General features: G+C 66.9%; 30 protein-coding genes. 20 read left to right on the top strand and 10 right to left on the bottom strand.

Features of this window, described 5'->3' with window-relative positions; translation table 11 throughout:
* Positions 1–7: 7 nt before the first annotated feature.
* Positions 8–1771 (top strand): FUSC family protein, encoded by a 1764-nt coding sequence (locus tag ACWEFV_RS28735; protein ID WP_450072677.1) that lies wholly within the window; start codon positions 8–10, stop codon positions 1769–1771.
* Here ACWEFV_RS28735 and ACWEFV_RS28730 read toward each other — a convergent pair.
* Both ACWEFV_RS28730 and cobF read right to left on the bottom strand, forming a co-directional pair.
* Positions 1742–2125, bottom strand: coding sequence for a phage holin family protein (locus tag ACWEFV_RS28730; protein WP_358025334.1), 384 nt, complete (start codon positions 2123–2125; stop codon positions 1742–1744). The two genes, ACWEFV_RS28735 and ACWEFV_RS28730, sit on opposite strands and share 30 nt — an antisense overlap.
* Before the next feature lie 6 nt (positions 2126–2131).
* Positions 2132–2902, bottom strand: a complete 771-nt coding sequence (gene cobF, locus ACWEFV_RS28725; RefSeq protein ID WP_450072676.1) for a precorrin-6A synthase (deacetylating) — start codon at positions 2900–2902, stop codon at positions 2132–2134.
* Positions 2903–3025: 123 nt separating this feature from the next.
* Between cobF and ACWEFV_RS28720 the strand changes: the two genes are divergently transcribed.
* The gene (locus ACWEFV_RS28720) at positions 3026–4306 is read left to right on the top strand and encodes a diiron oxygenase (protein WP_450072675.1); all 1281 of its coding nucleotides are present in this window, start codon (positions 3026–3028) and stop codon (positions 4304–4306) included.
* Here the strand turns inward: ACWEFV_RS28720 and ACWEFV_RS28715 are convergent.
* Positions 4290–5483 (bottom strand): MFS transporter, encoded by a 1194-nt coding sequence (locus ACWEFV_RS28715; protein ID WP_450072674.1) that lies wholly within the window; start codon positions 5481–5483, stop codon positions 4290–4292. The genes ACWEFV_RS28720 and ACWEFV_RS28715 overlap by 17 nt on opposite strands.
* A gap of 61 nt (positions 5484–5544) precedes the next feature.
* Between ACWEFV_RS28715 and ACWEFV_RS28710 the strand changes: the two genes are divergently transcribed.
* The gene (locus ACWEFV_RS28710; protein WP_135458049.1) at positions 5545–6408 is read left to right on the top strand and encodes an LLM class flavin-dependent oxidoreductase; all 864 of its coding nucleotides are present in this window, start codon (positions 5545–5547) and stop codon (positions 6406–6408) included.
* 217 nt (positions 6409–6625) lie between these two features.
* Entirely contained in the window at positions 6626–7837 is a 1212-nt protein-coding gene (locus ACWEFV_RS28705; protein ID WP_450072673.1) for an MFS transporter, read from the top strand.
* Here the strand turns inward: ACWEFV_RS28705 and ACWEFV_RS28700 are convergent.
* The gene (locus ACWEFV_RS28700; protein WP_450072672.1) at positions 7811–8215 is read right to left on the bottom strand and encodes a DUF5709 domain-containing protein; all 405 of its coding nucleotides are present in this window, start codon (positions 8213–8215) and stop codon (positions 7811–7813) included. The genes ACWEFV_RS28705 and ACWEFV_RS28700 overlap by 27 nt on opposite strands.
* Positions 8216–8478: 263 nt before the next feature.
* On the opposite strand from ACWEFV_RS28700, the gene ACWEFV_RS28695 reads away from it, so the two are divergent.
* The 4 genes from ACWEFV_RS28695 to rnhA all read left to right on the top strand — a co-directional run bounded on the left by ACWEFV_RS28695 (position 8479) and on the right by rnhA (position 10485).
* Positions 8479–8772, top strand: coding sequence for a hypothetical protein (locus ACWEFV_RS28695; protein WP_450072671.1), 294 nt, complete (start codon positions 8479–8481; stop codon positions 8770–8772).
* A gap of 171 nt (positions 8773–8943) precedes the next feature.
* Positions 8944–9270, top strand: coding sequence for a hypothetical protein (locus tag ACWEFV_RS28690; protein ID WP_135458057.1), 327 nt, complete (start codon positions 8944–8946; stop codon positions 9268–9270).
* A 42-nt stretch (positions 9271–9312) separates the two neighbouring features.
* A complete protein-coding gene (locus ACWEFV_RS28685) occupies positions 9313–9960 on the top strand; it encodes a glyoxalase (RefSeq protein ID WP_450072670.1) in 648 nt (215 codons plus the stop codon).
* A 66-nt stretch (positions 9961–10026) separates the two neighbouring features.
* Complete coding sequence (gene rnhA, locus ACWEFV_RS28680; protein ID WP_450072708.1) at positions 10027–10485, top strand: ribonuclease HI; 459 nt, start codon at positions 10027–10029, stop codon at positions 10483–10485.
* A 42-nt stretch (positions 10486–10527) separates the two neighbouring features.
* Here the strand turns inward: rnhA and ACWEFV_RS28675 are convergent, their stop codons facing one another.
* Positions 10528–10938 (bottom strand): hypothetical protein, encoded by a 411-nt coding sequence (locus ACWEFV_RS28675; RefSeq protein ID WP_450072669.1) that lies wholly within the window; start codon positions 10936–10938, stop codon positions 10528–10530.
* A 155-nt stretch (positions 10939–11093) separates the two neighbouring features.
* Between ACWEFV_RS28675 and ACWEFV_RS28670 the strand changes: the two genes are divergently transcribed.
* Positions 11094–11885, top strand: coding sequence for a helix-turn-helix domain-containing protein (locus tag ACWEFV_RS28670; RefSeq protein WP_450072668.1), 792 nt, complete (start codon positions 11094–11096; stop codon positions 11883–11885).
* Between the two features lie 29 nt (positions 11886–11914).
* Here the strand turns inward: ACWEFV_RS28670 and ACWEFV_RS28665 are convergent, their stop codons facing one another.
* Positions 11915–14185, bottom strand: coding sequence for an ATP-dependent DNA ligase (locus tag ACWEFV_RS28665; protein WP_450072707.1), 2271 nt, complete (start codon positions 14183–14185; stop codon positions 11915–11917).
* A 125-nt stretch (positions 14186–14310) separates the two neighbouring features.
* Here ACWEFV_RS28665 and ACWEFV_RS28660 point away from each other — a divergent pair, with 125 nt between their 5' ends.
* Entirely contained in the window at positions 14311–14928 is a 618-nt protein-coding gene (locus ACWEFV_RS28660; protein WP_135460259.1) for a cutinase family protein, read from the top strand.
* Positions 14929–14951: 23 nt separating this feature from the next.
* A complete protein-coding gene (locus ACWEFV_RS28655) occupies positions 14952–15875 on the top strand; it encodes a carbohydrate kinase family protein (RefSeq protein WP_450072667.1) in 924 nt (307 codons plus the stop codon).
* 7 nt (positions 15876–15882) lie between these two features.
* On the opposite strand, the gene pdxR is transcribed toward ACWEFV_RS28655, so the two are convergent.
* Positions 15883–17310 (bottom strand): MocR-like pyridoxine biosynthesis transcription factor PdxR, encoded by a 1428-nt coding sequence (gene pdxR / locus ACWEFV_RS28650; RefSeq protein WP_450072666.1) that lies wholly within the window; start codon positions 17308–17310, stop codon positions 15883–15885.
* A 79-nt stretch (positions 17311–17389) separates the two neighbouring features.
* Here pdxR and ACWEFV_RS28645 point away from each other — a divergent pair, with 79 nt between their 5' ends.
* Complete coding sequence (locus ACWEFV_RS28645) at positions 17390–18025, top strand: pyridoxamine 5'-phosphate oxidase family protein (RefSeq protein ID WP_450072665.1); 636 nt, start codon at positions 17390–17392, stop codon at positions 18023–18025.
* 60 nt (positions 18026–18085) lie between these two features.
* The gene (gene ku, locus ACWEFV_RS28640; RefSeq protein ID WP_450072664.1) at positions 18086–18964 is read left to right on the top strand and encodes a non-homologous end joining protein Ku; all 879 of its coding nucleotides are present in this window, start codon (positions 18086–18088) and stop codon (positions 18962–18964) included.
* A gap of 1 nt (position 18965) precedes the next feature.
* Here the strand turns inward: ku and ACWEFV_RS28635 are convergent, their stop codons facing one another.
* Positions 18966–19289, bottom strand: coding sequence for a hypothetical protein (locus ACWEFV_RS28635; RefSeq protein ID WP_450072663.1), 324 nt, complete (start codon positions 19287–19289; stop codon positions 18966–18968).
* 152 nt (positions 19290–19441) lie between these two features.
* Positions 19442–19921 carry a glucose-6-phosphate dehydrogenase gene (locus ACWEFV_RS28630; RefSeq protein ID WP_135458074.1) on the bottom strand — a complete coding sequence of 160 codons (480 nt, stop codon included), beginning with the start codon at positions 19919–19921 and terminating at the stop codon, positions 19442–19444.
* Positions 19922–20063: 142 nt separating this feature from the next.
* Between ACWEFV_RS28630 and ACWEFV_RS28625 the strand changes: the two genes are divergently transcribed.
* The 6 genes from ACWEFV_RS28625 (at position 20064) to ACWEFV_RS28600 (ending at position 24251) form a co-directional block, all read left to right on the top strand.
* Entirely contained in the window at positions 20064–20345 is a 282-nt protein-coding gene (locus ACWEFV_RS28625) for a hypothetical protein (protein ID WP_135458077.1), read from the top strand.
* A 133-nt stretch (positions 20346–20478) separates the two neighbouring features.
* Positions 20479–21270 (top strand): SDR family oxidoreductase, encoded by a 792-nt coding sequence (locus ACWEFV_RS28620; protein WP_450072662.1) that lies wholly within the window; start codon positions 20479–20481, stop codon positions 21268–21270.
* Positions 21271–21278: 8 nt separating this feature from the next.
* The gene (locus ACWEFV_RS28615) at positions 21279–22355 is read left to right on the top strand and encodes an NAD(P)H-dependent amine dehydrogenase family protein (protein WP_450072661.1); all 1077 of its coding nucleotides are present in this window, start codon (positions 21279–21281) and stop codon (positions 22353–22355) included.
* A gap of 24 nt (positions 22356–22379) precedes the next feature.
* Positions 22380–22646 (top strand): hypothetical protein, encoded by a 267-nt coding sequence (locus ACWEFV_RS28610; protein WP_450072660.1) that lies wholly within the window; start codon positions 22380–22382, stop codon positions 22644–22646.
* 54 nt (positions 22647–22700) lie between these two features.
* Positions 22701–22931, top strand: coding sequence for a hypothetical protein (locus tag ACWEFV_RS28605; protein WP_167857974.1), 231 nt, complete (start codon positions 22701–22703; stop codon positions 22929–22931).
* Between the two features lie 93 nt (positions 22932–23024).
* The gene (locus ACWEFV_RS28600; RefSeq protein WP_450072659.1) at positions 23025–24251 is read left to right on the top strand and encodes an Nramp family divalent metal transporter; all 1227 of its coding nucleotides are present in this window, start codon (positions 23025–23027) and stop codon (positions 24249–24251) included.
* 49 nt (positions 24252–24300) lie between these two features.
* Here ACWEFV_RS28600 and ACWEFV_RS28595 read toward each other — a convergent pair whose 3' ends face one another.
* Entirely contained in the window at positions 24301–25398 is a 1098-nt protein-coding gene (locus tag ACWEFV_RS28595) for a glutamate--cysteine ligase 2 (protein ID WP_450072658.1), read from the bottom strand.
* A 62-nt stretch (positions 25399–25460) separates the two neighbouring features.
* Here ACWEFV_RS28595 and ACWEFV_RS28590 point away from each other — a divergent pair, with 62 nt between their 5' ends.
* Positions 25461–26276 carry an LLM class F420-dependent oxidoreductase gene (locus ACWEFV_RS28590; protein ID WP_450072657.1) on the top strand — a complete coding sequence of 272 codons (816 nt, stop codon included), beginning with the start codon at positions 25461–25463 and terminating at the stop codon, positions 26274–26276.
* The last annotated feature ends 12 nt before the right edge of the window (positions 26277–26288 follow it).

Below are 26288 nucleotides of genomic sequence, written 5' to 3'. Positions count from 1 at the left end.
TGTAGACATGTCCAACCGGCCTGCCCCCGGAGCGACCAACCCGATACGCAGTATCTTCGTGATCAACAGCGTGCCGCGCCGGTGGCCGTTCGCTCTGCGGGCCGGAATCTGCATGGCCGTACCTGTTCTGGTGGGCTGGCTGGCCGGCGACACCACTGCCGGATTGATCGCCACCATCGGCGGATTCACCTCGCTGTACGGCAGCGGCCGGCCCTACCTCAATCGCGGCGGATACCTGGCGGTAGTCGTGGTGTGCTTCGCCGCCGCAGTGGCACTCGGGGATTGGGCATCATCGGCACCATGGCTGGGCGTGCTGACCGTGACGATGATCGCCGCGGTGGCCACCCTGGTCTGCCACGCCCTGAGCATCGGACCGCCCGGGGCCTACATGGTGGTGCTGGCCTGCGCGGCCGGGACCGGCACCCCGACGACTCTGCATCTCAGCCCGGGCCATCACGCCGCGCTCGTTCTGGCCGGCGGCTCGTTCGCCTGGCTGGTGCACATGTCCGGCGCACTGATCCGACCCCGCGGGCCGGAGAAGGCCGCGGTGGCTGCGGCTGCCGCCGCCGTGGCGGCCTACATCGACAACATCGAGGGTGAGCCGGCCGCCCGCGCAGCCGCCCGGCACCGGGCCGCGCTGCTGCTGCACACCGCGTGGGTCACCCTGGTCACCTATCAACCGGTGCAACCGAAACCCGACCAGACGCTGTACCGGCTGCGGGTGGTCAACCGCCGGCTGCACGTGTTGTTCGCCGAGGCCATGCGCGCCGCCGACGCCGGTGAGACGCTGGCATATGACGGCGCGGCCCTGGCCCGGCACCTGGCCACCGTGCCCGCCGATGCGGTCACCGATGAGCATGGCGCCGAAGGGATTCCGCTCGGCCGGCCGAGCGCGTTGCAACTGCTGCGGCGGGCGCTGACGCCGGGCTCGGTATCACTGCAACTGGCGCTGCGCGTGGGCATCGCGGTCGCGATCTCGGGTGTCATCGCCGTGCTGATCTCACAGGCCCTGACGATGACGCATGCCTATTGGGCGATGGCGGCCGCGGTGCTGATGCTGCATCAAGGTTTCGACTGGCAACGCACAGTGGCCCGGGGCGTGGAACGAACGCTGGGCACCTGGCTCGGCCTCGGCGTTGCCGGCGCGATCCTGGCGCTGCACCCGCAGGGTCTGTGGCTGGCACTGGTGATCGGAGCGCTGCAATTCGCCATCGAGATGTACGTGGTGCGTAACTACACCCTGGCCGTCGTGTTCATCACGCCCGCCGCACTCACCATCGCCTCGGGAGGACAGCCCGTCGACAATCTCGGCGAACTGCTGCTCACCCGCGGTAGCGACACCCTGATCGGATGCGCGGTGGCCCTGGCCGTCTACTGGGCGACCCAGCGTCTCCGCCACCCGAGGGGCCTGCGCACTGCGATCACCACCACGCTCGACGCCGTCTCCGCCACCCTGCCCCACCTGGCGGCCGACGACGCCACCTCCCCGGCGGCCCGCACCGATCGGCGCGATCTGCAGTTGCGGGCCATGGAACTGTTGCCCGCCTATGACGCGAATGTCGGCGGATCAGCAGCGCAACGCCTTGGGGCCGAACGCATGTGGCCGACGGTCGTGGCCACCGAACAACTCGCCTACCGCACACTGGCGGCTTGTTGGGGCGCCGAGCGTGACCGCGATACGGAGTCAGGCGCCGAGGCGGCCGCAGACACCGCGGCCGCGTTGAGCGAGCAGGCCGCCGCCCTACGCGAGGGCCTTGACGAACGACAGTAGCCAGCTCACCAGCGACAGCACGATGGCCGCCCAGATGGCGGTCCACCAGAACTGGTCGATGTGCAGACCCCAGTGCGTGGTGTGGTCGGTGATCCACGACGTGATCCACAGCATCAGCGCGTTGATCACGATGTGGATCAGCCCGAGCGTGAGGATGTACAGCGGGATCGAAAGGATCTGAACGATCGGCTTGACGAACGCGTTGACCAGACCGAAGATCACCGCGACGACGAAGATGATGCCGACCCTGGCGATGGTCGAGTCACCTCCGATGAAGTAGATCCCCGGCACGACGAGAGTGACCACCCAGAGCGCGAATCCGGTTATCGCGGCGCGCAGGAGAAATGAGCTCATGGCGGTCTAGTCTGCCGACCGCAGCAGGTATGTGTCCATGATCCAGCCGTGGCGCGTCCTCGCTTCGGCACGCGCAGCAACGATCTCGTCTCCGATCTCACCCACCGTGCCCGCATACAGCAACTCATCGGGCGTGCCCAGATAGGCACCCCACCAGATCCGGGTCTGCGGCGGGCACTGCTGAAACGAGCAGTCCGCGTCAAGCATCACCACGGCGCTACCGGTCAGCCCGTGCTCGCGCAACTGGCGCCCGGTGGTGATCAGCACCGGTTCGCCGACGTCGTTGAGCGGGATGCGATGCCGAGCCGTCAGGACCTGGATCGCAGTGATGCCGGGGATGACGTCATAGGTGAACTCGACGTGCTCGCCCACCATCTCCAGGATCCGCAGCGTGCTGTCGTACAGCGACGGATCCCCCCAGGCCAGAAAGGCTCCGACACCGTCGGGCCCGAGTTCGGATTCGATGGCCGCCGCCCAGATCCGGGCCCGCTCGGCATGCCAGTCCGCCACGACCTGGCGGTAGCCGGGTGCGTCGCCGGCCGCGGCGCGCGGCGGGTCGACCAATTCGACGAAGCGGTAGCCGGGCTTGCCGGGATCAGTACGAATGAAGCGATCGCAGATCAGCTTGCGCACCGCGACCAGATCGTCGGCCGCACCTCGGCGCGGCCCCTTGTCCATCGCGAAAAACACCTGCGTGTCATTGAGCGCGGAAATAGCCTGGGCCGTGACGAAGTCCGGATCACCGGCCCCGATTCCGATGACATGGATGCGACGCACTGTCGAAGGTTAACCGAACCGAAACCAGGTACCCCAAGTATCCGGTACCCGGGGTATTGACATCACGCATTGTCGGTACCTACCGTCGGGAAGAGGGGACCACAAACGAAGGGAACGTCAACGGTGACAACTTCGGCCAGACCCGGCGGAGGCTCGACCAACGCCGCGCGGCGGGATGCATTTTCCGAACGCCTGCTCAAGGGTTCGGTACGCAAGTCGTATGCGCCCGTGGTGGACATCGACTGGCACGCGCCGCTGGATCCGGACAAGTTCTTCCTACCGCCGAGGATCGTGTCGCTATACGGAACCCCGTTGTGGGACAGCATGTCCCGCGAGGAGCAGATCGAGCTGTCACGCCAGGAGCTGGCCAACACCCTCTCGGCGGGCATCTGGTTCGAGAACATCCTCAACCAGTCGCTGCTGCGCAAGATGATGCACCAGGACCCCACCTCGAACTCCACGCACTACGAACTCACCGAACTCGGCGACGAGACCCGCCACATGGTGATGTTCGGCAAGGCCATCGACAGGATCGGCGCGAAGCCGGTGCGCCCGCGGCTGTACCAGCGGATGATCATCAACTCGCTGCCGTTCTTCTTCCGCGGCTCGGTGCTGTGGGTGGCCGCGTTGGTCGGTGAGGAGATCTTCGATTCGCTGCAGCGGCAGATGATGGACGACCCCGACCTGCAGCCGATGGTGCAGCGCCTCATGCGTATTCACGTCACCGAGGAGGCCCGCCACATCCAGTTCGCCCGTGACGGCCTGCGTCAGCGCACGCCGTCGATGCGCTGGTACAAGCGGGTGTGGGTGGCCAACCTCAACGGTGTCGGCGGGTTCTTCTTCCGCTACCTGTTCACCAACAAGATCCAGTACGCGCGCGTCGGCCTGGACGCCCGCGTCGCGCGCCGGATGGCCCGGGCCAGCGCCCACCGTCACGAGGTGCAGATCTCCGGATTCGCCCCGCTGGCAGCCTTCCTCGAAGAGGTCGGACTGATGGGCCGAATCGGACGGCGCATGTGGCGGCGCTCCGGTTTCCTGCCGGCGAAGACGCCATCGCGCCTCACCGCGGCCGCGGTATCTGCCGCGAGTTCCGACGCCGGCGCCACCGACGAGGTGTACGACGGATTCGCCGTCCTCGACACCGGTGACGGCGATCGCCGGGTACACGTGCGGCTGGCCGGTCACCTGGATCCGATCGACGGCAAGTACCACTGGCGCGGAACGATTCTCGATGCGCCCAGCACCGTGGCCGCCGGGGCGGTGCGGCTGAGCATCGGCACCCGTACCGTCGACGCCCGCATCACCGAGCGCACCTCGCAGGGCACGCACTCGGTCTCCGGGATCGGTGAACCGCCCTTCGATCTGGACTCCGCCGACGGGCCCGAAGTCAGCGCCGCCGGCTGAACAGCGAGCGGCCGAGCAACCCGGTCGCGAACAGCGCCCCGCCGATCCCGGAGATCAGCAGCGGCAGTTGGCCGGGCTGACCTGGAACAGCAGTCCAGAGCAGCCCGGCCCATATCCCGGCGCCCAGCACGGCGAATCCGCTGAGGCCCTGGAAGACTCCCTGCGCACTGCCCTGCAGGTCGGAACCGACCAGCGAGGACACCCAGGCCTTGCTGACCCCATCGGTGCAGCCCGTGAACAGGCCGTAGGCCCCGATCAACAGCCAGGCGAGCAACGGATCGGTGGTCAACCCCAGCCCGACGTAGCCGATCGCGAAGAACACCAGGCCGATACCGAACACCGGCAACCGGCCGATCCGGTCAGCCAGCAACCCGGCCGGGAAACTGGAGATGGCGTAGACCGCGTTGTAGGTGACGTAGGCCAGGATCACCTCGACCACCGAGAAGCCGATCTCGTTGAGCCGCAACAACAACAGTGCATCGGGGAAATTCACCAGACCGAACGCCACCAGCACGGCCGTCACCCGCCAGTACTGCCCGGGCAGTTCCCGCACTCGGGCGAACACCGGCTGACGCTCTCTGACGGGCTGGAACTCCTCAGCGCGTTTCGCTGTGCCCTTTTCCGAGACCAGGAACACCAGCGCCACGCTGAGCACGGCGGGCACCACAGCCACCCACAGCAGTGGCGCGATCTGGTGGTCGAGCAGTTCATAGCCGGCCAAACCCAACAGTGGACCGACCACCGCGCCAAAAGTGTCCATGGCACGGTGGAATCCGAAAACCCGGCCGCGGGCGGCGGCGTCGGTGTCGGCGATCAGCAGGGCGTCACGTGGCGCGCCGCGGATGCCCTTGCCCAACCGGTCCACCACGCGACCCGCGAGCACGCCGGGCCACCCACCGGCGGCCGCGACCATGACCTTGCCCAGTGCCGCCATGCCGTAGCCGGTGGCGATCAAGGGCCGCTTGGAGAATCGGTCGCCGAGCGGGCCAGCGGCCAGCTTGGTCATCGCCGCCGCGCCCTCGGCGGCGCCCTCGACTGCGCCGACCACGGCGGGTGGGGCACCGAGCACGGCCGTCAGATAGATCGGCAGCAGCGGATAGAGAAGTTCACTCGCGGTGTCCTGTAGGAAGGACACCGCAGACAGCACCCGGACGTTGCGCGTCAGCCAGGCAGGCACTCGGTCATCATGCCTGCCCGATCGCCCCCATAGAACTAGAACACGTTCTAGTGTGTACGGCATGCGGTTCACCTACGCCGAAGCCATGACCGATCCCACCTACTACATCCCGCTCGCCCAGGCGGCCGAGGCGGCCGGTTATCACGCCATGACGATCGCCGACAGCGTCGCCTACCCCTTCGAATCCGACTCGAAGTACCCCTACACCCCGGACGGCAACCGCGAGTTCCTCGACGGTAAGGCATTCGTCGAGGCCTTCGTGATGGCCTCGGCCCTGTGTGCGGTGACCACCACGCTCAAGTTCAACTTCTTCGTGCTCAAGCTGCCGATCCGTCCGCCCGCTCTGGTGGCCAAGCAGGTCGGCTCGCTCAACGCGCTGTTCGACAACCGGCTGGGGCTCGGGGTCGGCACCAGCCCGTGGCCCGAGGATTACGAGTTGATGGGCGTTCCGTTCGCGCGGCGCGGTAAGCGCATGGACGAGTGCATCGACATCATCCGCGGCCTGACCAGCGGTGACTATTTCGAGTACCACGGCGAGTTCTACGACATCCCCAAGACCAAGATGACCCCGGCGCCGTCGAAGCCGGTGTCCATCCTCGTCGGCGGGCACGCCGAAGCCGCCTTGCGCCGCGCGGCCCGCAACGACGGCTGGATGCACGGCGGCGGCACCGACGACCTCGACGTCCTCCTCAAGCGCCTCAAGGAGATCAGGGCGGAGGAGGGCCAGACCGGGCCGTTTGAGATCCACGTGATCTCGGCCGACGCGTACACGCCCGACGGCATCAAACGACTTGAGGACAAGGGCGTCACCGATGTGATCGTGGGCTTCCGCCTGCCCTACGTCATGGGCGAGGACCCCGAGCCGCTGGATCGCAAGATCCGCCACCTGGAGAAGTTCGCCGAGAACGTCATCGCCAAGGTCTAGTCCCGCTTCGCGGGTAACTCCCTGCGCCGATTTCTACTCCTGGGTTGTGTCCGGCGACGACCGACAGCCCAGGTGTAGAAAACGGGGGCCGTCGATCCACGGTTTGAGGGAACACTCCCCGCCCCGTTAGCGTTGCACCCGCCGTTCTCGCCCAACGCTGCCCGAGAGCTCAGTCCGGCCACCCCGGAACAACTCAGAACACTCGGAAAGCCTGCGAATGACGACCTCTCTCGAACGCCCGCGTGCCGTTGTCGCACCTGACCCCACGGTGCGCTCGCTGGCGGTGTTCGCCCTGGCCCTCGGCGGCTTCGGTATCGGCACCACCGAATTCGTCGCGATGGGGCTGCTGCCCGACATCGCGACCGGCTTCGGCATCAGCGAACCCACTGCCGGCCACGTCATCTCCGCCTACGCGCTGGGCGTGGTGATCGGCGCGCCCGTCATCGCCGCACTCACCGCGCGCTGGCCGCGCAAGGCCCTGCTGCTCACGCTGATGGCGGTCTTCACCCTCGGCAACGTGGCCAGCATGCTGGCACCGACCTACCCGACCCTGGTCGTCGCCCGGTTCGTCGCCGGCCTGCCACACGGCGCGTTCTTCGGGATCGCCGCGCTGGCCGCCGCCCATCTGATGGGTCCGCAGAACCGGGCCAAGGCCGTCGCCTATGTGCTGTGCGGCCTGACCGTCGCGACCGTGCTGGGCGTTCCGCTGGCCTCCTGGCTCGGCCAGGCCCTCGGCTGGCGGAGCGCGTTCGGTCTGGTGGTCGGCGTCGGGCTGATCACGTTGGCTGCCCAGTGGCGGTGGCTGCCCAAGCATCTGAAGTCCATGCACGTCACCAGCCCGCTGACCGAACTGAGTGCGTTGCGCCGACCTCAGGTGTGGCTGGCGGTGCTGGTCGGCATGATCGGCTTCGGCGGCATGTTCGCGGTATACACCTACATCAGCACCACGATGACCGATGTGACCGGCCTACCCCGGTCCATGGTTCCGGTGGCGCTCATGGTGTTCGGCCTCGGCATGGTCGTCGGCAACCTGATCGGCGGCCGGTTCGCCGACACCTCGGTGATCCGCGCGCTGTACCTGTCCCTGGGCTCCCTGGCGGTGCTGCTGGCCGCGTTCTCGCTGGGGTCGCACAGCCCGTGGACCGCCCTGCCTCTGCTGTTCGGCGTCGGCGTGGCCGGCTCGGCCGTCGGTCCGGCGTTGCAGACCCGGCTGATGGATGTCGCCCACGACGCCCAGACCCTGGCCGCCGCGCTCAACCACTCCGCGCTCAACATCGGCAATGCCACGGGCGCCTGGGTGGGTGGCCTGGTGATCGCGGCCGGCCTCGGTTACACCGCGCCGGCCGCGGCCGGCGCACTGCTGGCCGTCGGCGGGCTGCTGGTCTTCACCGTGTCGGTGGCACTAGAACGACGGACCGCCATCCGGTGACGACGGCGGGATGATGTGGACGGCGGCTTCTTCAGCTGAGGCCGCACCACCGTCGATGCCGACATCGGTCCCGAGCAGCTCCGCCTCTTCGTCTGCACCGAAGCCCGCATTGGGGGCCACCAACCGGCCCGACCGTCGGTCTCCGACCTCGTCATCGCCGCCCTGCTCGTCGAGATAGTCGCGATCGTCGAGCTGCATCGCGGGATCAGGCTCTTCCTCGGCCAGCAGCTCATCGAGGGTCTCGTGGTCCCGCGGTTCCCGCCACCGATCCGGCGGCGAGTAACCCTCGTCGAGCAAGTCGTCGACACCCCGATCGATGAGGGTGTCCTCCTGAGTCAACTGGTCGTCGTCATCGACGCTGTACCCGTCACTACTCATTCTTCAACGATGGCACAGGTCGCGCCTACCTGAGCGCTGGCACCCCCGGTGGACGTGGTGTGGGATCGCGTCGACAGCTCCGACGCCGAGCACAAGCCGCCCCTGCGGATCACCGTCGAGGAGAGCTGAACCCCGATCCTGAGAAATTCCGCATTTTAAGCTGAGAATTCTGGAATTTTCGAACCCGATTCCTAATTAAACGTTGCAGGAAGCAACCGGAAGTAGAGGGACTCCCGGTGCAGCCTGCAACGGAGGGTTGGGAAATGAAGTCATATGCCATCGCCACATTAGCCGCCGGCACGCTGGCCGCAGGAACATTCCTCGGCGGCATCGCCGCCGCCGCCCCGACCGGACAGTCGGCCGAACAAACCGTGAAAAGCCTTCAGACCAGCGGCTATCACGTCATCGTCAACCGCACCGGCGCTGCACCACTGACCAACTGCACCGTGCTCGGCGTGCGCCAGGGACAGACCATTGCCACCAATGACTCCAGGGGCGGCAGCTCGATCAATACCACCGTCATTTCAAAGACGGCATATGTCGACGTCGCCTGCTGAGTTGGGAATAAAACAGGGCACACATTTGTTGGAGTCGCCAAACCGGATATAGCGGTTTGGTGAATATCGGATACCTGAAATCGGCCGCACACTTTGTGCGGCCGATTTTCTTTTGCCGCGGAGGTCGCGCGTCGACTCGGCTTGTCGGTGGGTCGGCGTACGGTACCGAACATGAGTTCGATATTGGCATCCGATAGGGATCTCGAGCGGACGATCGTCGGTGAGGCCCTCGATCACCTCAATGCCGCCTGCAAGGAAATAGACGCGTTGTCGGTGCACGCCCTGACACGGTCGGAACTCCACGAGGTCTTGAGCCGGCTCGACGCCGGGGAGAGACGGTTGGCGACCGCGCAACAACGGCTGCTCGGACGGATGGTGGCCACCCAGACCGCATCGCCGCCTCGGTTCGACCCGGCGGCCGTGCTGGCCCGGAGGCTGCGGATTTCGCCGGCCGAAGCACGCCAACGGATCGCGGCCGCCGGCCAAGACTCCGACTGAGGTCGACGCGACCGACCGGCGGGACGGATAGATTCGACGTCCATGACCGTCACCGTCGACGAGATCGAAGTCGCTGACCCACCGGACGCCTGGACGCGAGCGGGATTCAGTGTTGATCCCGGCGGAGACGCCGGGACGGTCTGCCGGGTCGGAGACGTTCGCATTCGACTGGTCGGCAGCGACCGCGGCACCGGCATCATCGGGTGGTCGTTGCGCGGCCTGCCATCTGATGGCCCGCTTGACGTCGACGGCATCCCGACAGCGCGGTCGACCACCGCCACCTCACCGCCGGCCAAACATCCGAACGGCGCCACCGCAATCGACCACCTCGTGATGTTGTCCCCCGACTTGGGGCGCACGATCTCATCGCTTACCGACATCGGCGTGGCCCCGCGCCGGGAACGTGACACCGAACTCGGCGGGCGACGAGTCCGTCAGGTCTTCTTCCGGTTCGGGGAGGTGATCCTCGAGGTCGTCGGTTCACCGGAGACGACGAGTGACGGTCCCTCGAGGCTGTGGGGAATCACGTACATCGTCGACGACATCGACGCGAGCGCCGCGTTCTTCGGCGACCACACCGCTCCGGTCAAGGACGCCGTGCAGCCGGGCCGCCGGATCACCACGGTCCGGCACAAGGACTTCGGTGTGTCGGTCCCGACGGCGGTGATCTCGGCTACTCGTGACGACTGACGTGTGTCGGGGCGCCGACCGCCCCGAGCGGTTGCCTATCCTCAGCGCATGACCGACGCCGGAGACCTGAGCAACGACGTTGTCGTCATCCATACCGACGGCGGGTGCCGACCGAACCCCGGCCCCGGCGGCTGGGGCGCGGTGCTGCGCCACCGTGAGCGCGTACGCGAGATGCACGGCGGGGATCCCGGAACCACGAGCAACAACCGGATGGAGCTGACGGCGCCCATCATGGCGCTCGAGGCGCTGACGAGGTCCATGGTGGTGCACCTCCACACCGACAGCACCTATGTCCGCAACGGCATCACCAAGTGGGTGCTCGGCTGGGAACGCAACGGCTGGCTGACCGCCGCCAAGCAGCCGGTGAAGAACGTCGACCTCTGGCAGCGGCTGCAGGCGGCCTGCGCGCGGCACCAGGTCGAGTGGTTCTGGGTGAAGGGACACGCAGGAGTGCCCGATAACGAGCTGGCCGACGAGCTGGCGACCCGGGGGCTGCAGGAAGCGGTCGACGGTTCCCGCGTCTAGTTCCCTGACTCCCCCACAACTGGCGGAGATGCACGTACGCCGTCATCCACGAGATTCAGAAAGACTCCTGGAACGGTGATCACTGCCGCGCTCCTCGTCCATCCGCGGAAATAGAGGCGCTCCCCGCAGTGGGCGGTAGTCAGCGGCTGCAAAAGCTGCTGCGGCTGCCGACATCAACGCCAAGATGAGGGCCGGCTGGTGGCCGGCCTGAGCGGGGAAATCGCCAAACAGCAGCCAGGCCAGCGTCAGTGTGGTGATCACCCCCAGACCATCAGTCGCGCCGACAATCGAAACATCCGGCCGGTTCAGGCCGATCCGCCCGCCCGTGATCGCCGTGGTCAACGCACACGCGGCCAAGACCACGCAGAGCGGAAAAGTGAGCTTCCATAACCCCCACGCGGCGCGATCGGCGTCCTGAACCTGATCCCACGGCAGAAACAATGCGACCACCATCAAGGCGCCGGCTGCGCCGCAGACCAGCCGTCGAAGCAAGTTAGTCATTTCGTCCTCCTGACCGTCATACCAGTGATGGTTGAGGTCAGAGGTCGTGCTGTCGATTACCTAGAGGTAATGGAGCAGCGAACCCGATGCAGCTACAGTCGGTGCGAATGGCGACCACCAGCTCCGCTCCTCAGGTCGGGCCGCTGCTGCGGGAGTGGCGGCAACGGCGTCGACTGACCCAGCTCGAGCTTGCACTCGACGCAGGCGTGTCGGCGCGCCATCTGAGCTTCGTCGAGACCGGCCGTTCCAAGCCCGGGCGAGACATGCTGCTGCGCCTTGGAGAACGACTCGAAATCCCGTTCCGCGAACGCAACCGGCTACTGCTCGCCTCTGGGCATGCTCCCGCATTCCCCGAGCATCCTTTCGGCGCACCCGAACTCGCTCCGATCCGCGAAGCGCTGGAGCGGATTCTGAAAAGTCACGAGCCGTATCCGGCGGTCGTCTTCGACCGCAATTGGAACCTGGTCGCCGCAAACGCCGCCATACAGCCGCTGATCGCGACCATCGACCCTGCCCTGCTGAACCCACCTGTCAACGTCCACCGCGTCGGCCTGGAATTGATGTCGCAGATCATCAACGCCCACGAGGTCATGTCCTACTTTCGTGATCGGATTCAGCGCCAGCTCGCCGCCACCGCCGACCACCAGCTCGCGCAGCTCCTGGAGGAGTTCGAGAACTACCTGCCCGACGAAGACCAGGGTGCGGCAAGCGAATCCGACTTCACGCAGAATCTCGGTCCGGTCAGGGTCCGGGCACCCGACGGTGGCGAGTGGTCGTTCTTCGGCATGTTCGGCACCTTCGACATGCCGTTCGAAGTCACGATCTCCGAATTGGCCATCGAGTTGCTCTTTCCCGCCGATCGCGCGACTGCCGATGCGTTTGAATCGCTAGCTCGATAACGCAAAGAGAGTCTGCGTTGCGTCTGTTCCTATGATTCCCAGACCACGTCATCCGGCGACTTGTCCGGCCGCAGACCGCGCCAACTCGGCTGGCGCAGCCGGTGATCCGAGGTGCGCTCGCTATAGCGGACCTCCCCCACCAACTCGGGCCGCACGTACGTGACCCCTTTGGCGTCGAGCTTCGGCAACGGCTTGTCGAAGGGTGACTCGTCGGCGTGCAGCGGGGTCAGCATGCCTTTGAGCTTGGTCAGTTCCTTCTCGGTGAACCCGGTGCCGACGCGCCCGGCGAACTGCAGGCCGTCGGGGCCGGGCACGCCGAGCAGCAGCGCGCCGATGCCGCTGCTGCGCCCGCCCTCCCCCTGGCGCCAGCCGCCGATCACCGCTTCCTGCGTGTTCCAGATCTTGTCCTTGATCCAGGAGGCCGACCGCCGGCCCGGCTGATATGTCGAGTCCCGTTTCTTGGCCACCACGCCCTCGAACCGGTGCTCGCGGGCATGGTCCATGGCCTCCGGTCCGTCGCCGGGCAGCGGCTCGGGAACGATCAGACCGCCGCCGGCGGCCAACGCGTCCAACACCTTTCGGCGATCAGAGTATTTGGCGCGTAGCAAGGAGCGGCCGTCGAGCCACAGGATGTCGAAGGCCCAGAACTCGACCCGGGTGGAGCGGGCCCGGTTCTGCATTTCACCAAAACTGGGCACCCCGGATTCGTCGAGCGCCACCACCTCGCCGTCGAGCACCAGGTGGTGGTCGGCGAGATCGGCGGCCAGCGCCTGTAATTGCGGGTACTCGGCGGTGACATCACGTCCGCGGCGTGAACGCAGTTGCAGGCGGCCATGTTCGGCCTCGACCAGCAGCCGGTAGCCGTCCCATTTGCCCTCGAACGCCCATTGCGTGGCCTTGAGTTTCGCGACGGACCCCTCGGTGGCGAGCATCGGCGCGAAATCCCGGGGTTCTGGTGTGGCAGACTTCTGGTCCTTCATCCGGTGTGCCAGCCAGTTCTTGCCCTCGGTCTGGATCAGGGCATAACGGCCATCGATGCGGTTGCCGCTCAGGGTGAAGATCACCTCGCCGTTGCGTGCCTCCGGATCGTCGGTCACCCGGAACTTCTCGGCCTCATAGGTGCCCGAGTCCCAGATCTCCATATGCCCGGCGCCGTACTCCCCCTTGGGAATCGAGCCGTGGAAGGTGAGGTATTCGATCGGGTGGTCTTCGGTGTGCACCGCAAGGTGATTCACCGCGGTGGTCTCAGGTAGGTTCTTCGGAACGGCCCAGCTGACCAGCACGCCATCGCGTTCCAGTCGCAGGTCGTAGTGCAACCGTCGGGCGTGATGCTCCTGGATCACGAACCGGTCATTGTTGCCGGTCGCCGGAATGTCCTGCGGCACCGGCTCGGGAGTCTTGGCTGCATCGCGCATGCTGCGGTAGGCGGTGAGCTTGTCGGGGCGCGGGGCATCCTCGTCCAGCCCCGCCAGCAGGTCGCCTTCCTCGGAAACCCGTTGCAGCACTTCATCGAATCGCAGATGCCGCAGATCCGGGTCGTCGATCTCGTCCCATGTCCGGGGTGCCGCGACGGTCGGAAACTCCCGCCCGCGCAGCGAGTACGGCGCAATCGTGGTCTTGGACCCGCTGTTCTGGCTCCAGTCCAGAAAGATCTTCTGAGCACGGACACTGCGGGTCATGGTGGCGGTGACCAATGTGGGCATCGACTGTTCGAGTTGCTGGGCCACCCGCTTGGCCAGCACCGAGGCACCACGGGAGCTGATCGGCTCGGCCAGAGGCACATACAGGTGCAGGCCCTTGCTACCGCTGGTCAGCGGATACGTCGTCAGCCCGATGTCGCCCATCAGGTCGCGCACCGCCTGGGCCACCTCACACAACTGCGACATGGTGACGCCCTCGCCCGGATCGAGATCGAACACGATGCGGGTGGCCGGGCCCGGATTCCCGTCGGCGCCGAACCGCCATTGCGGCACATGCACTTCGAGTGCGGCCTGTTGCGCGATCCAGGCCAGACCCTCGCGGCTGTTGATGATCGGGTACGTGGTGGTGCCCGACTTGTGCGCGATGGTGCTGCGCTCGAGCCAGCCCGGAGCCGACGACGCGAGCTGCTTTTCGAAGAACGATGCCTCCGAGACGCCGTTCGGCCAACGCTTTCGGGTCACCGGCCGCCCGGCAATGTGCGGAAGCATCACCTCGGCGATGCTCAGGTAATAGTCGAAGACCTCAGCCTTCGTGGTACCGGTGGCGGGATAGAGCACCTTGTCTGGATTCGTCAGCCGAACCCGCTCATAGCGCTCCATGACGCCTGCCATGAGGCAAACGTATACCCACATCTGAGACACAGACCGTGTCAACGTGTGAGCATGGGCGGATGGCACTGAATCGCGTGCGCAGTTTGCTCCCCCGATTGGCCGTGGTCGTATTGATGCCCGTGGCGGTCGTTTTCACCGGCCCGACGCCTGCGGCGACGGCCGACCCCTGCGCGGACGTCGAGGTGGTGTTCGCCCGCGGCACCGGTGAGCCGCCCGGGATCGGCCGGGTGGGGCAGGCGATGGTCGACCGGCTCGGAGCTCTGATCGCACCACGCAGCCTCGGCGTGTACGCGGTCAACTATCCGGCTGGGCTCAACTTCCTGACCACCGCAGACGCCGCGAACGACGCGGCCGGGCATATCGCCTGGCTGGCCGACCAGTGTCCCGACACCCGGGTGGTGCTCGGCGGATTCTCGCAAGGAGCCGCGGCAGTGTCGATGCTGGCGGGCGTGCCGCCGATCGGTGACCGGATCGGCACCATCGGCTCGGCTCCCGCGCTGCCGCCACCCAGCGCCGACCGGGTGGCGGCTGTCGCGGTATTCGGCAATCCCGGCAACCGATTCGGCACCCCGCTGTCGAGCACCGGGCAATTCGCCGGACGCGCCATCGACCTGTGCAGCCCCGGCGATCCGATCTGTGTCGAGGGCGGCCGCGTCCGCGCGGCGCACAGCGCATACGAACTCCCGCCGTATCCCGACCAGGCGGCCGGCTTCATCGCCGGACGGGTCTAGCCGATGCCACCTACCATGGAGCCATGAGCCGGGCCCTGGTCATCGGCGAGGCGCTGATCGACGTCGTCGAAAGCGACGGCAGGATCAGTGGCGAGTACGTCGGCGGCAGCCCACTCAACGTGGCCGTCGGCCTCGGCCGGCTGGGCCGCGGCGTCGACTTCCTCACCCACATCGCCGAGGACGACCGCGGCAAGCGCATTGCCAAGTACGTGGAACACTCTGGGGTGCAACTGGTTTCAGGCAGCACGACTGCCACCCGAACACCGACCGCAATGGCCACCCTGGACGCCGCAGGATCGGCCCACTATCGATTCGACATCGACTGGCAGTTGACCGGCACGCCCGAGGTGGCCACGCCGCTGCTGGTCCACACCGGCTCGATCGCCACCGTGCTGGAGCCGGGGTGTCGTGCGACCGCCGCGCTGCTGGATGCCTACCGGATGTCGGCGACCATCACGTTCGATCCGAATGTCCGGCCGGACGTGATCCAGGACGACGACATCGCCCGCGGGCGCATCGACCGACTCGTCGAGCGCGCCGACATCGTCAAAGCCTCCGAGGACGACCTGCGCTGGATGGACCCCCGGCACTCCCCCGAACAGATCGCCCGGGCCTGGCTGGAGGTCGGCCCGTCGATCGTCGCGGTGACGTCCGGTGACCGGGGAGCCTTCGCGGTATGCCGGGCCGGCACGGTGTCGGTTACGGCGCGGCCGGTGCAGGTGGCGGACACCGTCGGTGCCGGCGACGCATTCATGGCGGGCCTACTCGATGCGGTGTGGACGTTGGGGTTGCTCGGCGCGGACCGCCGCCGCGATCTCGGGCGGATCAGCATCGAGGCCCTCGAACGTGCCCTGAAATCCGCGGCGCTGTCGGCGGCGTTGACAGTGGCCCGCCCCGGCGCCGACCTGCCGGATCTCGCCGCACGAGATGCCGCCGCACAGGCCTGAGCACCACTCAGGGTTGACTGATCGCATCCGCGACGAGCTCGGCCACCGTGTCAGCCTGGGTCTCGGGCAGGCGCGCATATCCGCACACCAGTCCCCGGGCGCCGGCGACGCCCGCGAAGAACGTGGACAGAGGCGACACGGTGACACCCCGATCACGCAGCGTCGCAGCGATCGCGATGTCGTCTCTCCCGTCAGCCAGCCGCACCACCATGTGCAGACCCGCCTCGACCCCCTCCAGTTGGAGGCCCGCGCACCGTCGTCCAAGCGCACCGACGAGCGCCGACCGCCGAGCCGAGTACGTGCGTGCCGCCCTGGCGAGGTGGCGAGTCAACGCACCCGACTCGATGAACCGCGCCAGCGCGAGAGTGGTCACCCCACAGACTGATTCACCGCTGTTCTCCAATGCGTCGGCAACCGCGTCCCGCAGCCCCGGCGGTGGCAGCAGCCAGGCCACCCGCAGCGCGGGCGTGAGGATCTTCGACGCCGTCCCGATGTAGGCCACGCAATCGCGGCCGCCCTCGATGCCACGCAACGCGGGCAGCGCAGACACGTCGTACCGGAACTCGCCGTCGTAGTCGTCCTCGATCAGCAGGCTGCCGGTCCGAGCTGCCCACTGCACGAGACGCGCACGACGCGCCACCGGTAGCCGCGCCCCGAGCGGATACTGATGTGCCGGAGTGCAATACACGGCTGCATCAGAAGCGCGCAGCGATCCCGGATCGAGGCCGTCGCCGTCGACCGCTACCGCACGCGTTCGGGCGCCGGACATTTCGAAGGCCCGCCGCGCCTCGTCGTAGCCGGGTTCCTCCAACGCGATATCGCGGCCGACCAGTCCGGCCGCGGCGGTGACGGTGCGCAACGCCGAGGCCACGCCGGGCACGATGATCAGTTCGCCCGGGTCGGCGACGATGCCACGGGTGCGACGCAGATGACCGGCCAGGGCCAGGCGGAGCTCAGCATGCCCATCGGGCCCTGCCGCGGTGGCGGGCACGGGTGCGGCCGCGGCGGCTCGCCAGGCACGCCGCCAGTCGGTGGTCGGGATCAGTCCAGGATCAGGGTGCCCGGGGGTGAGATCCCACGCGGGCGGCTGTTGACGGGGAGCGATCGGGGCCACTGTGGTGACGCCGCCCAAGGTGACGTGGGACGCTGCGCCCGCGTGGGCCGCGGTGTCTGCACCGGCGGCGATCCGTGTGCCCGATCCGGGCCGAGAGGTGATGTAGCCGGCCGCGGCAAGCTCGTCGTACGCGTCGACCACGGATGAGCGGGCCACCGCGAGTTCGGCAGCCAGGCTGCGGGTCGACGGCAGCGCGTCGCCGGGACCGAGCCGGCCGAGGCGGATCTGCTCGATGATGGCCGTTGCGATGCGCTGCCGCAGCGGCGCCTCGTCGGCGGGGAGCTGCAATGCCAAGTGCAGCTCGGGTGCATGGCGCGCCATGCCGCCACAATAGTGGTCTGGACTTCCCTGCCAGTTCTGGACCTTCTGGACATGCCGGAATTCCCCCAGAATTCGTTCCGTGAAGCAGATCAGGAGAGAACGCGAGCTCGCCCGCACCGACCGTCCCGACCTCGACTCGGTACTCGACGCCGCGGCGGTGGGCACGCTCGCGACGGTGGTGGACGGACAGCCGTGGGTCGTGCCCATGCTCTATGCCCGCGACGGCGACCGGATCCTCCTGCACGGGTCGACGGGCGCGGGTGCACTGCGGCATGTCGCGGCCGGGGCCCCTGCCGCGTTCTGCGTCACGCTGCTGGACGGAATCGTGGTGGCGGACACGCTTTTCGACTCCACGGCCAACTACCGATCCGCCGTCGTACGTGGACACCTGACCGTCATCGACCCGGCCGACGCGGCATACGCACTGGATCTGTTGAGTGACTCACTGATCCCTGGCCGCAGTTCCGAGGTGCGGTCCAGCACGAAAAGAGAGCTCGCCGCGACACTCGCGGTCGCGCTGCCGATCACGCCCGACGGCTGGACGGTCAAGGTGCGCAATGCCCCGCCGGCGCCGCCGGACGACGCGGCCGACTCCGGCGGATGGGCCGGCGTGGTGCCCCTTCGGACCGTGGCCGGCGAGCCGATCGCGGCGCCGTGGGTGGGCGCCGACGTCGACACACCCGAGTCGGTGCACCGCCTCGTCAAGGGCAGCTGACCCGACGCACCGATCCGGTGGTTCTTCGCGCACTCGCCGATATCAAGCCATACTGGGCAAATGCGATCCATCTGGAAGGGTTCGATCGCCTTCGGCCTGGTGAACGTGCCGGTCAAGGTCTACAGCGCCACCGAGGACCACGACATCAAGTTTCATCAGGTCCATGCCAAGGACAACGGGCGCATCCGCTACAAGCGCGTCTGCGAGGTGTGCGGCGAAGTGGTCGAGTTCCGCGACATCAACAAGGCGTTCGAATCCGACGACGGACAGATGGTGGTGATCACCGACGAGGACATCGCCACCCTGCCCGAAGAACGCAGCCGCGAGATCGAAGTCGTCGAGTTCATCCCGGCCGACCAACTCGACCCGTTGATGTACGACAAGAGCTACTTCCTGGAGCCCGACTCGAAGTCATCGAAGTCCTATGTGCTGTTGGCCAAGACGCTCGCGGAAACCGAACGCGTGGCCATCGTGCACTTCTCGCTGCGCAACAAGACGCGCCTGGCCGCCTTGCGGGTCAAAGACTTCAGCAAGCGCAACGTCATGGTGATCCACACCCTGCTGTGGCCCGACGAGATCCGCGATCCGGATTTCCCGGTGCTGGACAAGGAAGTCGAGATCAAACCGGCCGAGTTGAAGATGGCCGGTCAGGTGGTCGAGTCGATGACCGACGACTTCAAACCGGACCAGTTCCGCGATGACTACCAGGAACAGCTGCGCGAGCTGGTCCAGGCCAAACTCGAAGGCGGAGAGGCCTTCTCGGTCGAAGAACAGCCGACCGAGCTCGACGAGACCGAGGACGTGTCCGACCTGCTGGCCAAACTTGAGGCCAGCGTGAAGGCGCGCGGCGGCGCGGCGCAAGAGCCCGCCAAGCAGGCACCCGCGAAGAAAGCCCCGGCCAAAAAGGCCCCCGCCAAGAAAGCGGCGGCCAAGAAGTAACTCAGCGGCGGCAGTCCAGGTCCACGTACACCGTCGTGTACTGCAGATTCTGTCCGGGGTTGAACGACGTGATGCTTGCCGCGCCCGGCGGCACCTGCGGTGCGGTGACCGAACGACCTTGACGAACGGCACTCACGGTGCAGTCGTCGATGGCCCTGGTGCCCACCTTGCTCAAGATCACCCGGTAGCCCTGACTTTCCAGGTCACTGATGGTTTGACTCGCGGTCGACTCAGTGGGCGCGGCAACAGCAGGCGGGGCCAACGCCGCCCCCAGCCCACACAGCCCGGCGCCGGCGACACACACGCTTCTCAAGTTCCGTTTCACTGGGTGCAGCCCGTCCTCTCGGTTTCGGTAAGTGGGCTAAACCTAAAACGCCGAAATCCGTTGTCGGACAATCTCATACCGAATCCACACCGGTTCACACGCAGAGAACGCCGCCGAAATACGGCGTTAACATGAGCGCTCTCGGAGCGCCGTCAGGCAGGCACGTCGACGCGCAGGGCCTCGTGTTCGTCCAGGATCCGGCGCAGTGCGGCATCCATGGGATGAGCGGATTCGAGGTCATGGCTGCAGCGACGATCCACCACGACCACCGAGCCCAGGCTCAGGGGTGTGTGCTCGATCTGGTCGACGAACGCGTCGAACACCGTGTGCGGGGTCGCCAGGTAGTACAGACCGTGACGGGCGTCGGCGAAACGCGCGCCGTATATCAGGCCGCACTGGGTGATGACGAAAAATTCCGATGCCGGGTGCACGCGATGGCCGGGGTGACCCAATTCCTCCTCACCCCACACCTCCGCTGCCAGACGGGCCTGAGCCAATCGGTCCTGCAGGTCGTCGGTACAGGCCAGCAGGCGGTGGACAAGGGTGCCCGCCGCCGACGGGTACTGATCGATCGCGGGCCTGAAGTACCGCGCGAAAAGATCGCCGAAGAAGTCATATCGCTGCTGGGTCATCGCGGCTCCCACCTTGAACTGACTCCTCCAGTGTGCGCCCGTCACCGCCGCGGCGGAGGTCCTTTGACGCGCTGGGTCAGATGCGCATCGTCGTGCGCCCGTTCGGCCCCGACCTCCCAGGCCACCACCTCATACTTGGGGAATGTTGCCGAGGGCCAGGGCCGTCGCGGTCGTATTCGCCCTAGCCGGCACCGCCTATGCCGGCGCCGCTGCGCCGCCCGCGGGCGCCGACGGAGCGGATGCCGTCGTCAGGGATCTGGAGGCGGAGGGATACACCGTCAACATCAACTGGCTCAGCGGGTTCAACACGCAGCAGCTGTCGGATTGCACCGTGGTCCGGGTCAACAACCCCTCGTCAAGTCCCGAGCCGATGCCGGGTGACACCGTCTATGTCGATGTCACCTGCCCGAACAACTTGTACTAGCGTTCCCCGCCCCTAGGGAGATTCCGATTCGCGCGGGCGAGCGCCACAGGACAACTAGAACGTGTTTCAGAAACCACCCACGGACGCTGTCGTGCCCTGCTAGCGTGGCGCCGAGCTAGGGAACGGAGCGCACGTGATTCTGGATAGATTCCGACTCGACGACAAGGTTGCGATCGTCACCGGGGCAGGGCGTGGACTGGGCGCGGCAACCGCGCTGGCATTCGCGGAAGCGGGCGCCGACGTGCTCATCGCGGCCCGCACGCAAGCCCAACTCGACGAGGTGGCAAGTCAGATCGCCGAGACCGGGCGGCGGGCGCATGTGGTCGTCGCCGACCTGGCGCACCCTGAGGCCACCGCCGAGCTCGCGGCCGCCGCGGTGGAGGCGTTCGGCAAACTAGACATCGTCGTCAACAACGTCGGCGGCACCATGCCGGCGCCGCTGTTGAACACGTCCACGAAGGATCTGCGCGACGCGTTCACGTTCAACGTGTCGACCGCGCACGCGCTGACGTGTGCGGCCGTGCCGTTGATGCTCGAACACTCCGGCGGCGGCAGCATCATCAACATCACCTCCACGGTGGGGCGCCTGGCCGGGCGGGGATTCGCCGCCTATGGCACCGCGAAAGCCGCCCTCGCGCACTACACCCGGTTGTCCGCACTGGACTTGAGCCCCCGCATCCGCGTCAACGCGATCGCGCCCGGTTCGATCCTCACCTCGGCCCTCGACATCGTCGCCTCCAACGACGCCCTTCGCGACCCGATGGAGAAGGCCACCCCGTTGCGCCGGCTCGGCGATCCGACCGACATCGCCGCCGCCGCGGTGTACCTGTCCTCCCCGGCGGGTAGCTATCTGACCGGCAAGGTGCTCGAAGTCGACGGCGGCCTGAACATGCCCAACCTCGACCTGCCCATCCCTGACCTCTGAGGAGAAGAATGCCCATTCGCGTAGCGGCAGTCGGCACCGGAAACGTCGGCAAGCACGCACTCAAGCAGCTCGTCACCAATCCGGACTACGAACTCACCGGCGTGTGGGTGTCCTCATCGGCCAAGGCCGGCAAGGATGCCGGAGAGCTTGCCGGCCTTGATGTTTCGACAGGCATCCTGGCCACCGACGACCTGGACGCGATCCTGGCCGACAAACCGGACTGCGTGGTGTACACCGCCCTTGCCGACAACCGGCTGCCCGAGGCCCTTGAGGACTACCGGCGCATCCTGTCGGCCGGGGTCAACGTGGTGGCCAGCTCCGCGGTGTTCCTGCAGTACCCGTGGCAGGTGCTGCCGGCTGAGCTGATCGAGCCCATCGAGACGGCGGCGCAAGAGGGATCTTCGACCCTGTTTGTTAATGGCATCGACCCCGGCTTCGCGAATGACCTTCTGCCCCTTGCCCTTGCCGGCACCTGCCAACAGATCGAACAGATCCGCTGCATGGAGATCGTCGATTACGCGACCTACGACAGCGCGGCGGTGATGTTCGACGTGATGGGCTTCGGCAAGCCGATCGACGAAACTCCGATGCTGCTGCAGCCAGGTGTGTTGACCCTGGCCTGGGGTTCGGTGGTCCGTCAGCTGGCCGCCGGCCTGGGTATCGAACTCGACGAGGTGACCGAGGAGCACACCCGGGTACCGGCGCCGGAGGACTTCGACATCGCGGCCGGCCATATCCCGGCGGGCACCACTGCCGCATTGCGTTTCGAGGTGCGCGGTATGCGCGACGGCAAGGCAGCCGTGGTGCTGGAGCACGTGACACGGCTTCGCGACGACCTGTGCCCCGAGTGGCCGCAGCCCGCGCAGGAGGGCGGCTCATACCGGGTCGTGGTGACCGGTGAACCGTCCTACCACCTGGACCTGCGCCTGAGCAGCCCCAACGGCGACCACAACCACGCGGGGCTGGTCGCCACGGCGGCGCGGGTGGTCAACGCGATCCCGGCGGTGGTGGACGCCAAGCCGGGCATCCGGACCACTCTCGATCTGCCGTTGATCACCGGCCGGGGTCTGTACGCTGCCGGATAGATCCCCGCTGGAAGGAGCGCCGCGATGAAAAATCTCCTCAGCACGGTTACCGGTTGTCTGATGGTTGGCGGCGCTTCCGCGGCGATCGCCCTGGCCCCGCTGGCCTCGGCCGAACCCAGCGCTCCCAGCGAGCCCCGCCTGCTGCCGCAGTGCGAGGTGACCGGCGGCAGCTCGGTCGAGGGTGGACAGACCACCGAATGCGCAACCGAGGGCAACGTCCAGATCGACTCGACTCCGCCGCAGCCCGGCTACGGGATGTTCCCCTGGGACGACGATTTTTTCGTGCTCTGACCAGCGCTGACAGCGCCGTTCAGACGTAGACTTGCTCCAGGATCGGAGTAGGTCATGACGAACATAGTTCGGTACCTGGCTGCGCTGCTGGCGGTGCCGTGTTTGGCGATTCTGACTGCTCCGGCCGGCTCGGCCGCACCGAAGTGCACCAACACCTCACCCAACACCACGCTGTGCCAGACCAATGGCAGCACTCAGATCGTGACCTCCCCGCCCGCCATGAGGAACTACGGCCCCGGGTACGGCTGGATGTTCGGCTTCGGCGGCATCGTCGTCGGTTGGTGACACCCCTGGTGACCACCCCCCGACGTGGCTTCGCCGGAAAGTTTCGGCTACCCTAACTTTTCTATTCGCATACCCGGATAGAAAGCGGAGCCGTTGTTAGAGGACACCAAGGCGCGCACGACGCCGAGCTGGATGCTGCTCGGGCCGGCCTTCGTCGCCGCGATCGCCTACGTCGACCCCGGGAACGTCGCCGCGAATGTCAGCGCGGGCGCGCAGTTCGGCTACCTGCTGGTCTGGGTCATCGTGGTGGCCAACGCCATGGCCGGCCTGGTGCAGTACCTCTCGGCCAAGCTGGGCCTGGTCACCGGCCGCTCGCTGCCCGAGGTGATCGCCGACCACACGCGCACCCCGTCCCGTATCGCCTACTGGATACAGGCCGAATTGGTAGCCGTCGCAACCGATCTCGCCGAAGTCGTGGGCGGGGCGATCGCCCTGCACCTCCTGTTCGACCTGCCGCTGCTACTCGGCGGAGTCATCACCGGGGTGGTGTCGCTACTGCTGCTGAGCGTGCAGAACCGCCGGGGTCAGCAGGTGTTCGAGCGGGTGATCACCGGACTGCTGATGATCATCGCGATCGGCTTTCTGACCAGCCTGTTCGTCGAGACTCCCCCGGCGGCCGAGGTCGCGGCCGGGCTGATCCCCCGGTTCCAGGGCACCGAAAGCCTGCTGCTGGCCACCGCGATGCTCGGCGCCACGGTGATGCCGCACGCGGTCTATCTGCACTCCGGCCTGGCCCGTGATCGGCACGGCCACCCCGAACCGGGCCCCCGGCGACGACGTCTGCTGCGGGTGACGCGCTACGACGTCGGGCTCGCGATGCTGCTGGCAGGCGCGGTGAACCTGGCCATGCTGCTGGTCGCGGCAATCAACCTGCAGGGGCGCGACAACACCGACTCCATCGAGGGAGCCCACGCCGCGGTCCGCGACACCCTGGGCCCGACGGTCGCCCTGCTGTTCGCGATCGGACTGCTGGCCTCCGGCCTCGCGTCGACCTCGGTCGGCGCGTATGCGGGCGCGATGATCATGCAGGGGCTGCTACGTCGCTCCTACCCGCTGCTGTTGCGTCGCGTGGTCACCCTGATCCCGGCTCTCGCCGTCCTGGCCATCGGCGTCGACCCCAGTCGCGCCCTGGTGCTGTCCCAGGTCGTGCTCTCGTTCGGCATACCGCTGGCGCTGATCCCGCTGGTGCGGTTGACCAGTAACACGACCCTGATGGGCGACGACGTCAACCACCGCGTCACCACGGCCCTCGGCTGGGGTGTGGCCGGATTGATAAGTGTGCTCAACGTGGTGTTGATCTATCTGACCGTGAGGGGCTGAATGCTTGCTTCCGCACGCCTGGATCGAGTTCCTGCGGCGCTGGGCAGCGCTAATCGCTGATCACAGCAGCCGCCAATTCGCCTATCACATCAGCGATTTCACCACGACGCCGCCAGGCCCGACGCTGCCGCATCGCACCGTTGCCCTCGGCGACGACGCGGCCTAGCTCGCCACGGACCATGTCGTAGTCGCCCAACTGCAACAGGGCCGGCCGCACCGTTTCGACGAACCGGCCGAGCAACTCCCGCGCCGGGACGGGCGACTGGTCTCCGAGCAGATCGATACAGTCGCCGTTCAGGCCGTCGTGAGCGGCTTCCCAATGTGCCGCACGGATTTGGTAGTCCGCCAGGTGCGGAACCGATTCGCCCGCGTCGTACGCGTGCAGCGCCGTCATCACCCCGGCGCGGATCAGCGTGGCGACCAACACGGTCTCAGCGACGGTGGCCGGCACATCGCACACCCGCACTTCCACGGTCGGGAAATTCGCCGACGGCCGGACATCCCAATAGATCATGCCGTCGTCCAGCGCAACGCCCGCTCGTTCCAGCATGCTGACGGCGGCGTCGTACTGTGCGGCCGAATCGAAATGCGGCGGAGGTCCCGAGTTCGGCCACCGCGTCCACAGCACGTTGCGGAAGCTGGCATACCCGCTGTCGGTGTTGCGGTAGATCGCCGAGTTGGCGGTCAGCGCCAACAACACATGCAGCCATGGCCGTAGCCAGTTGCTGACGTGAATCGCGGCCTCGCGGTCGGGCACTGCGACATGAACATGACAGCCGCAGATGCCCTGCTCGTGGGCGAGCATGCCGAACCGGTGGGCGATCCTGCGGTAGCGCGCGGTCGGTGTCACCGGGAATTTGTGCGGCACGGTCGGCGGCAGCGCAACGGCCAACAGCTGCGCCCCATTGGCGGCGGCGGCCTCGGTGGCAATCCGGCGCAACCTGGTCAGTTCGCAGCGCAGCGCGCCGCTGGTGTCCATCACATCCGTAGTGGTTTCGACCTGGCAGCTGGTCAGCTCCAGTTGCAGATCGACCCCGTGCTGGGCGGCGCATGCGGCGACCTGTTTGTTGCGGGCGATCGGTTCGCCGCTCTGTGGGTCGATGAGCAGGAACTCCTCTTCCACGCCCACCGTCGGATGACTCGTCACGGCTCAGAATTGCCCACAGCAGACGCCCCCAAACCTGCAACCGCCGTGCCTAAGATCGGGTGATGCCCAACGATTTCCGCTTTGGTGTCAGCCTGCGAACCGTCGAATCCCAATCACAGATTGCCGACGAGGCCCGGCGTGCCGAAGACCTCGGCTTCGACGTGCTCAACGTGCCCGACCATCTCGGCGCGCCCGCCCCGTTCCCGACCCTGACCGCGATCGCCGCGGCGACCAGCACACTGCGCGTCGGGACGTTCGTGCTCAACGCGGGCTTCTACAAGCCGGCGCTGCTGGCGCGTGACGCCACCGCCCTGCGGGATCTGTCCGGTGGCCGGTTCGACCTCGGTCTCGGCGCGGGGTACGTGCGCGAGGAGTTCGACGCCGCGGAGCTACCGTTCCCCAGCGCGCGCGACCGTATCGACTATCTGCGCCACACCACCGAGTATCTACGCGAGCATGCACCCGACATTCCGATCCTCATCGCGGGCAACGGCGACCGGCTGCTGACGGTGGCTGCCCAGACCGCCGACATCATCGGCCTCACCGGTGGCGCTCATGTCGACGGCGACCCGCTGGCCGACCGAATTTCGTTCCTGCGCAACACCGCCGGCGATCGGTTCGACGAGCTGGAGCTCAATATCGCGGTCACCGCGATGCCAGCTCCCGGCAGTGAAATGCCCATCCTCAACGTTCCTCGTCATTTCCTGCCGGGGCTCAGCGACGAAGAGCTGCTGCGGCACCCCGGAGTGCTGTCGGGATCGGTCAGCGCGATGGCCGACCACATTCGTGGGCTGCGCGAGAAGTACGGCATCACCTATGTCATCGTGCAGATCGCCCACGCCGAGACGTTCGCGAAGGTGATCGCCGAACTCCGGTAGAACTTCTCTCCA

This window comes from Mycobacterium sp. NPDC004974, assembly GCF_053600815.1.
The sequence above is the reverse complement of the archived record's forward strand: the minus strand, read 5'-3'. Positions and strand labels throughout refer to the sequence as shown.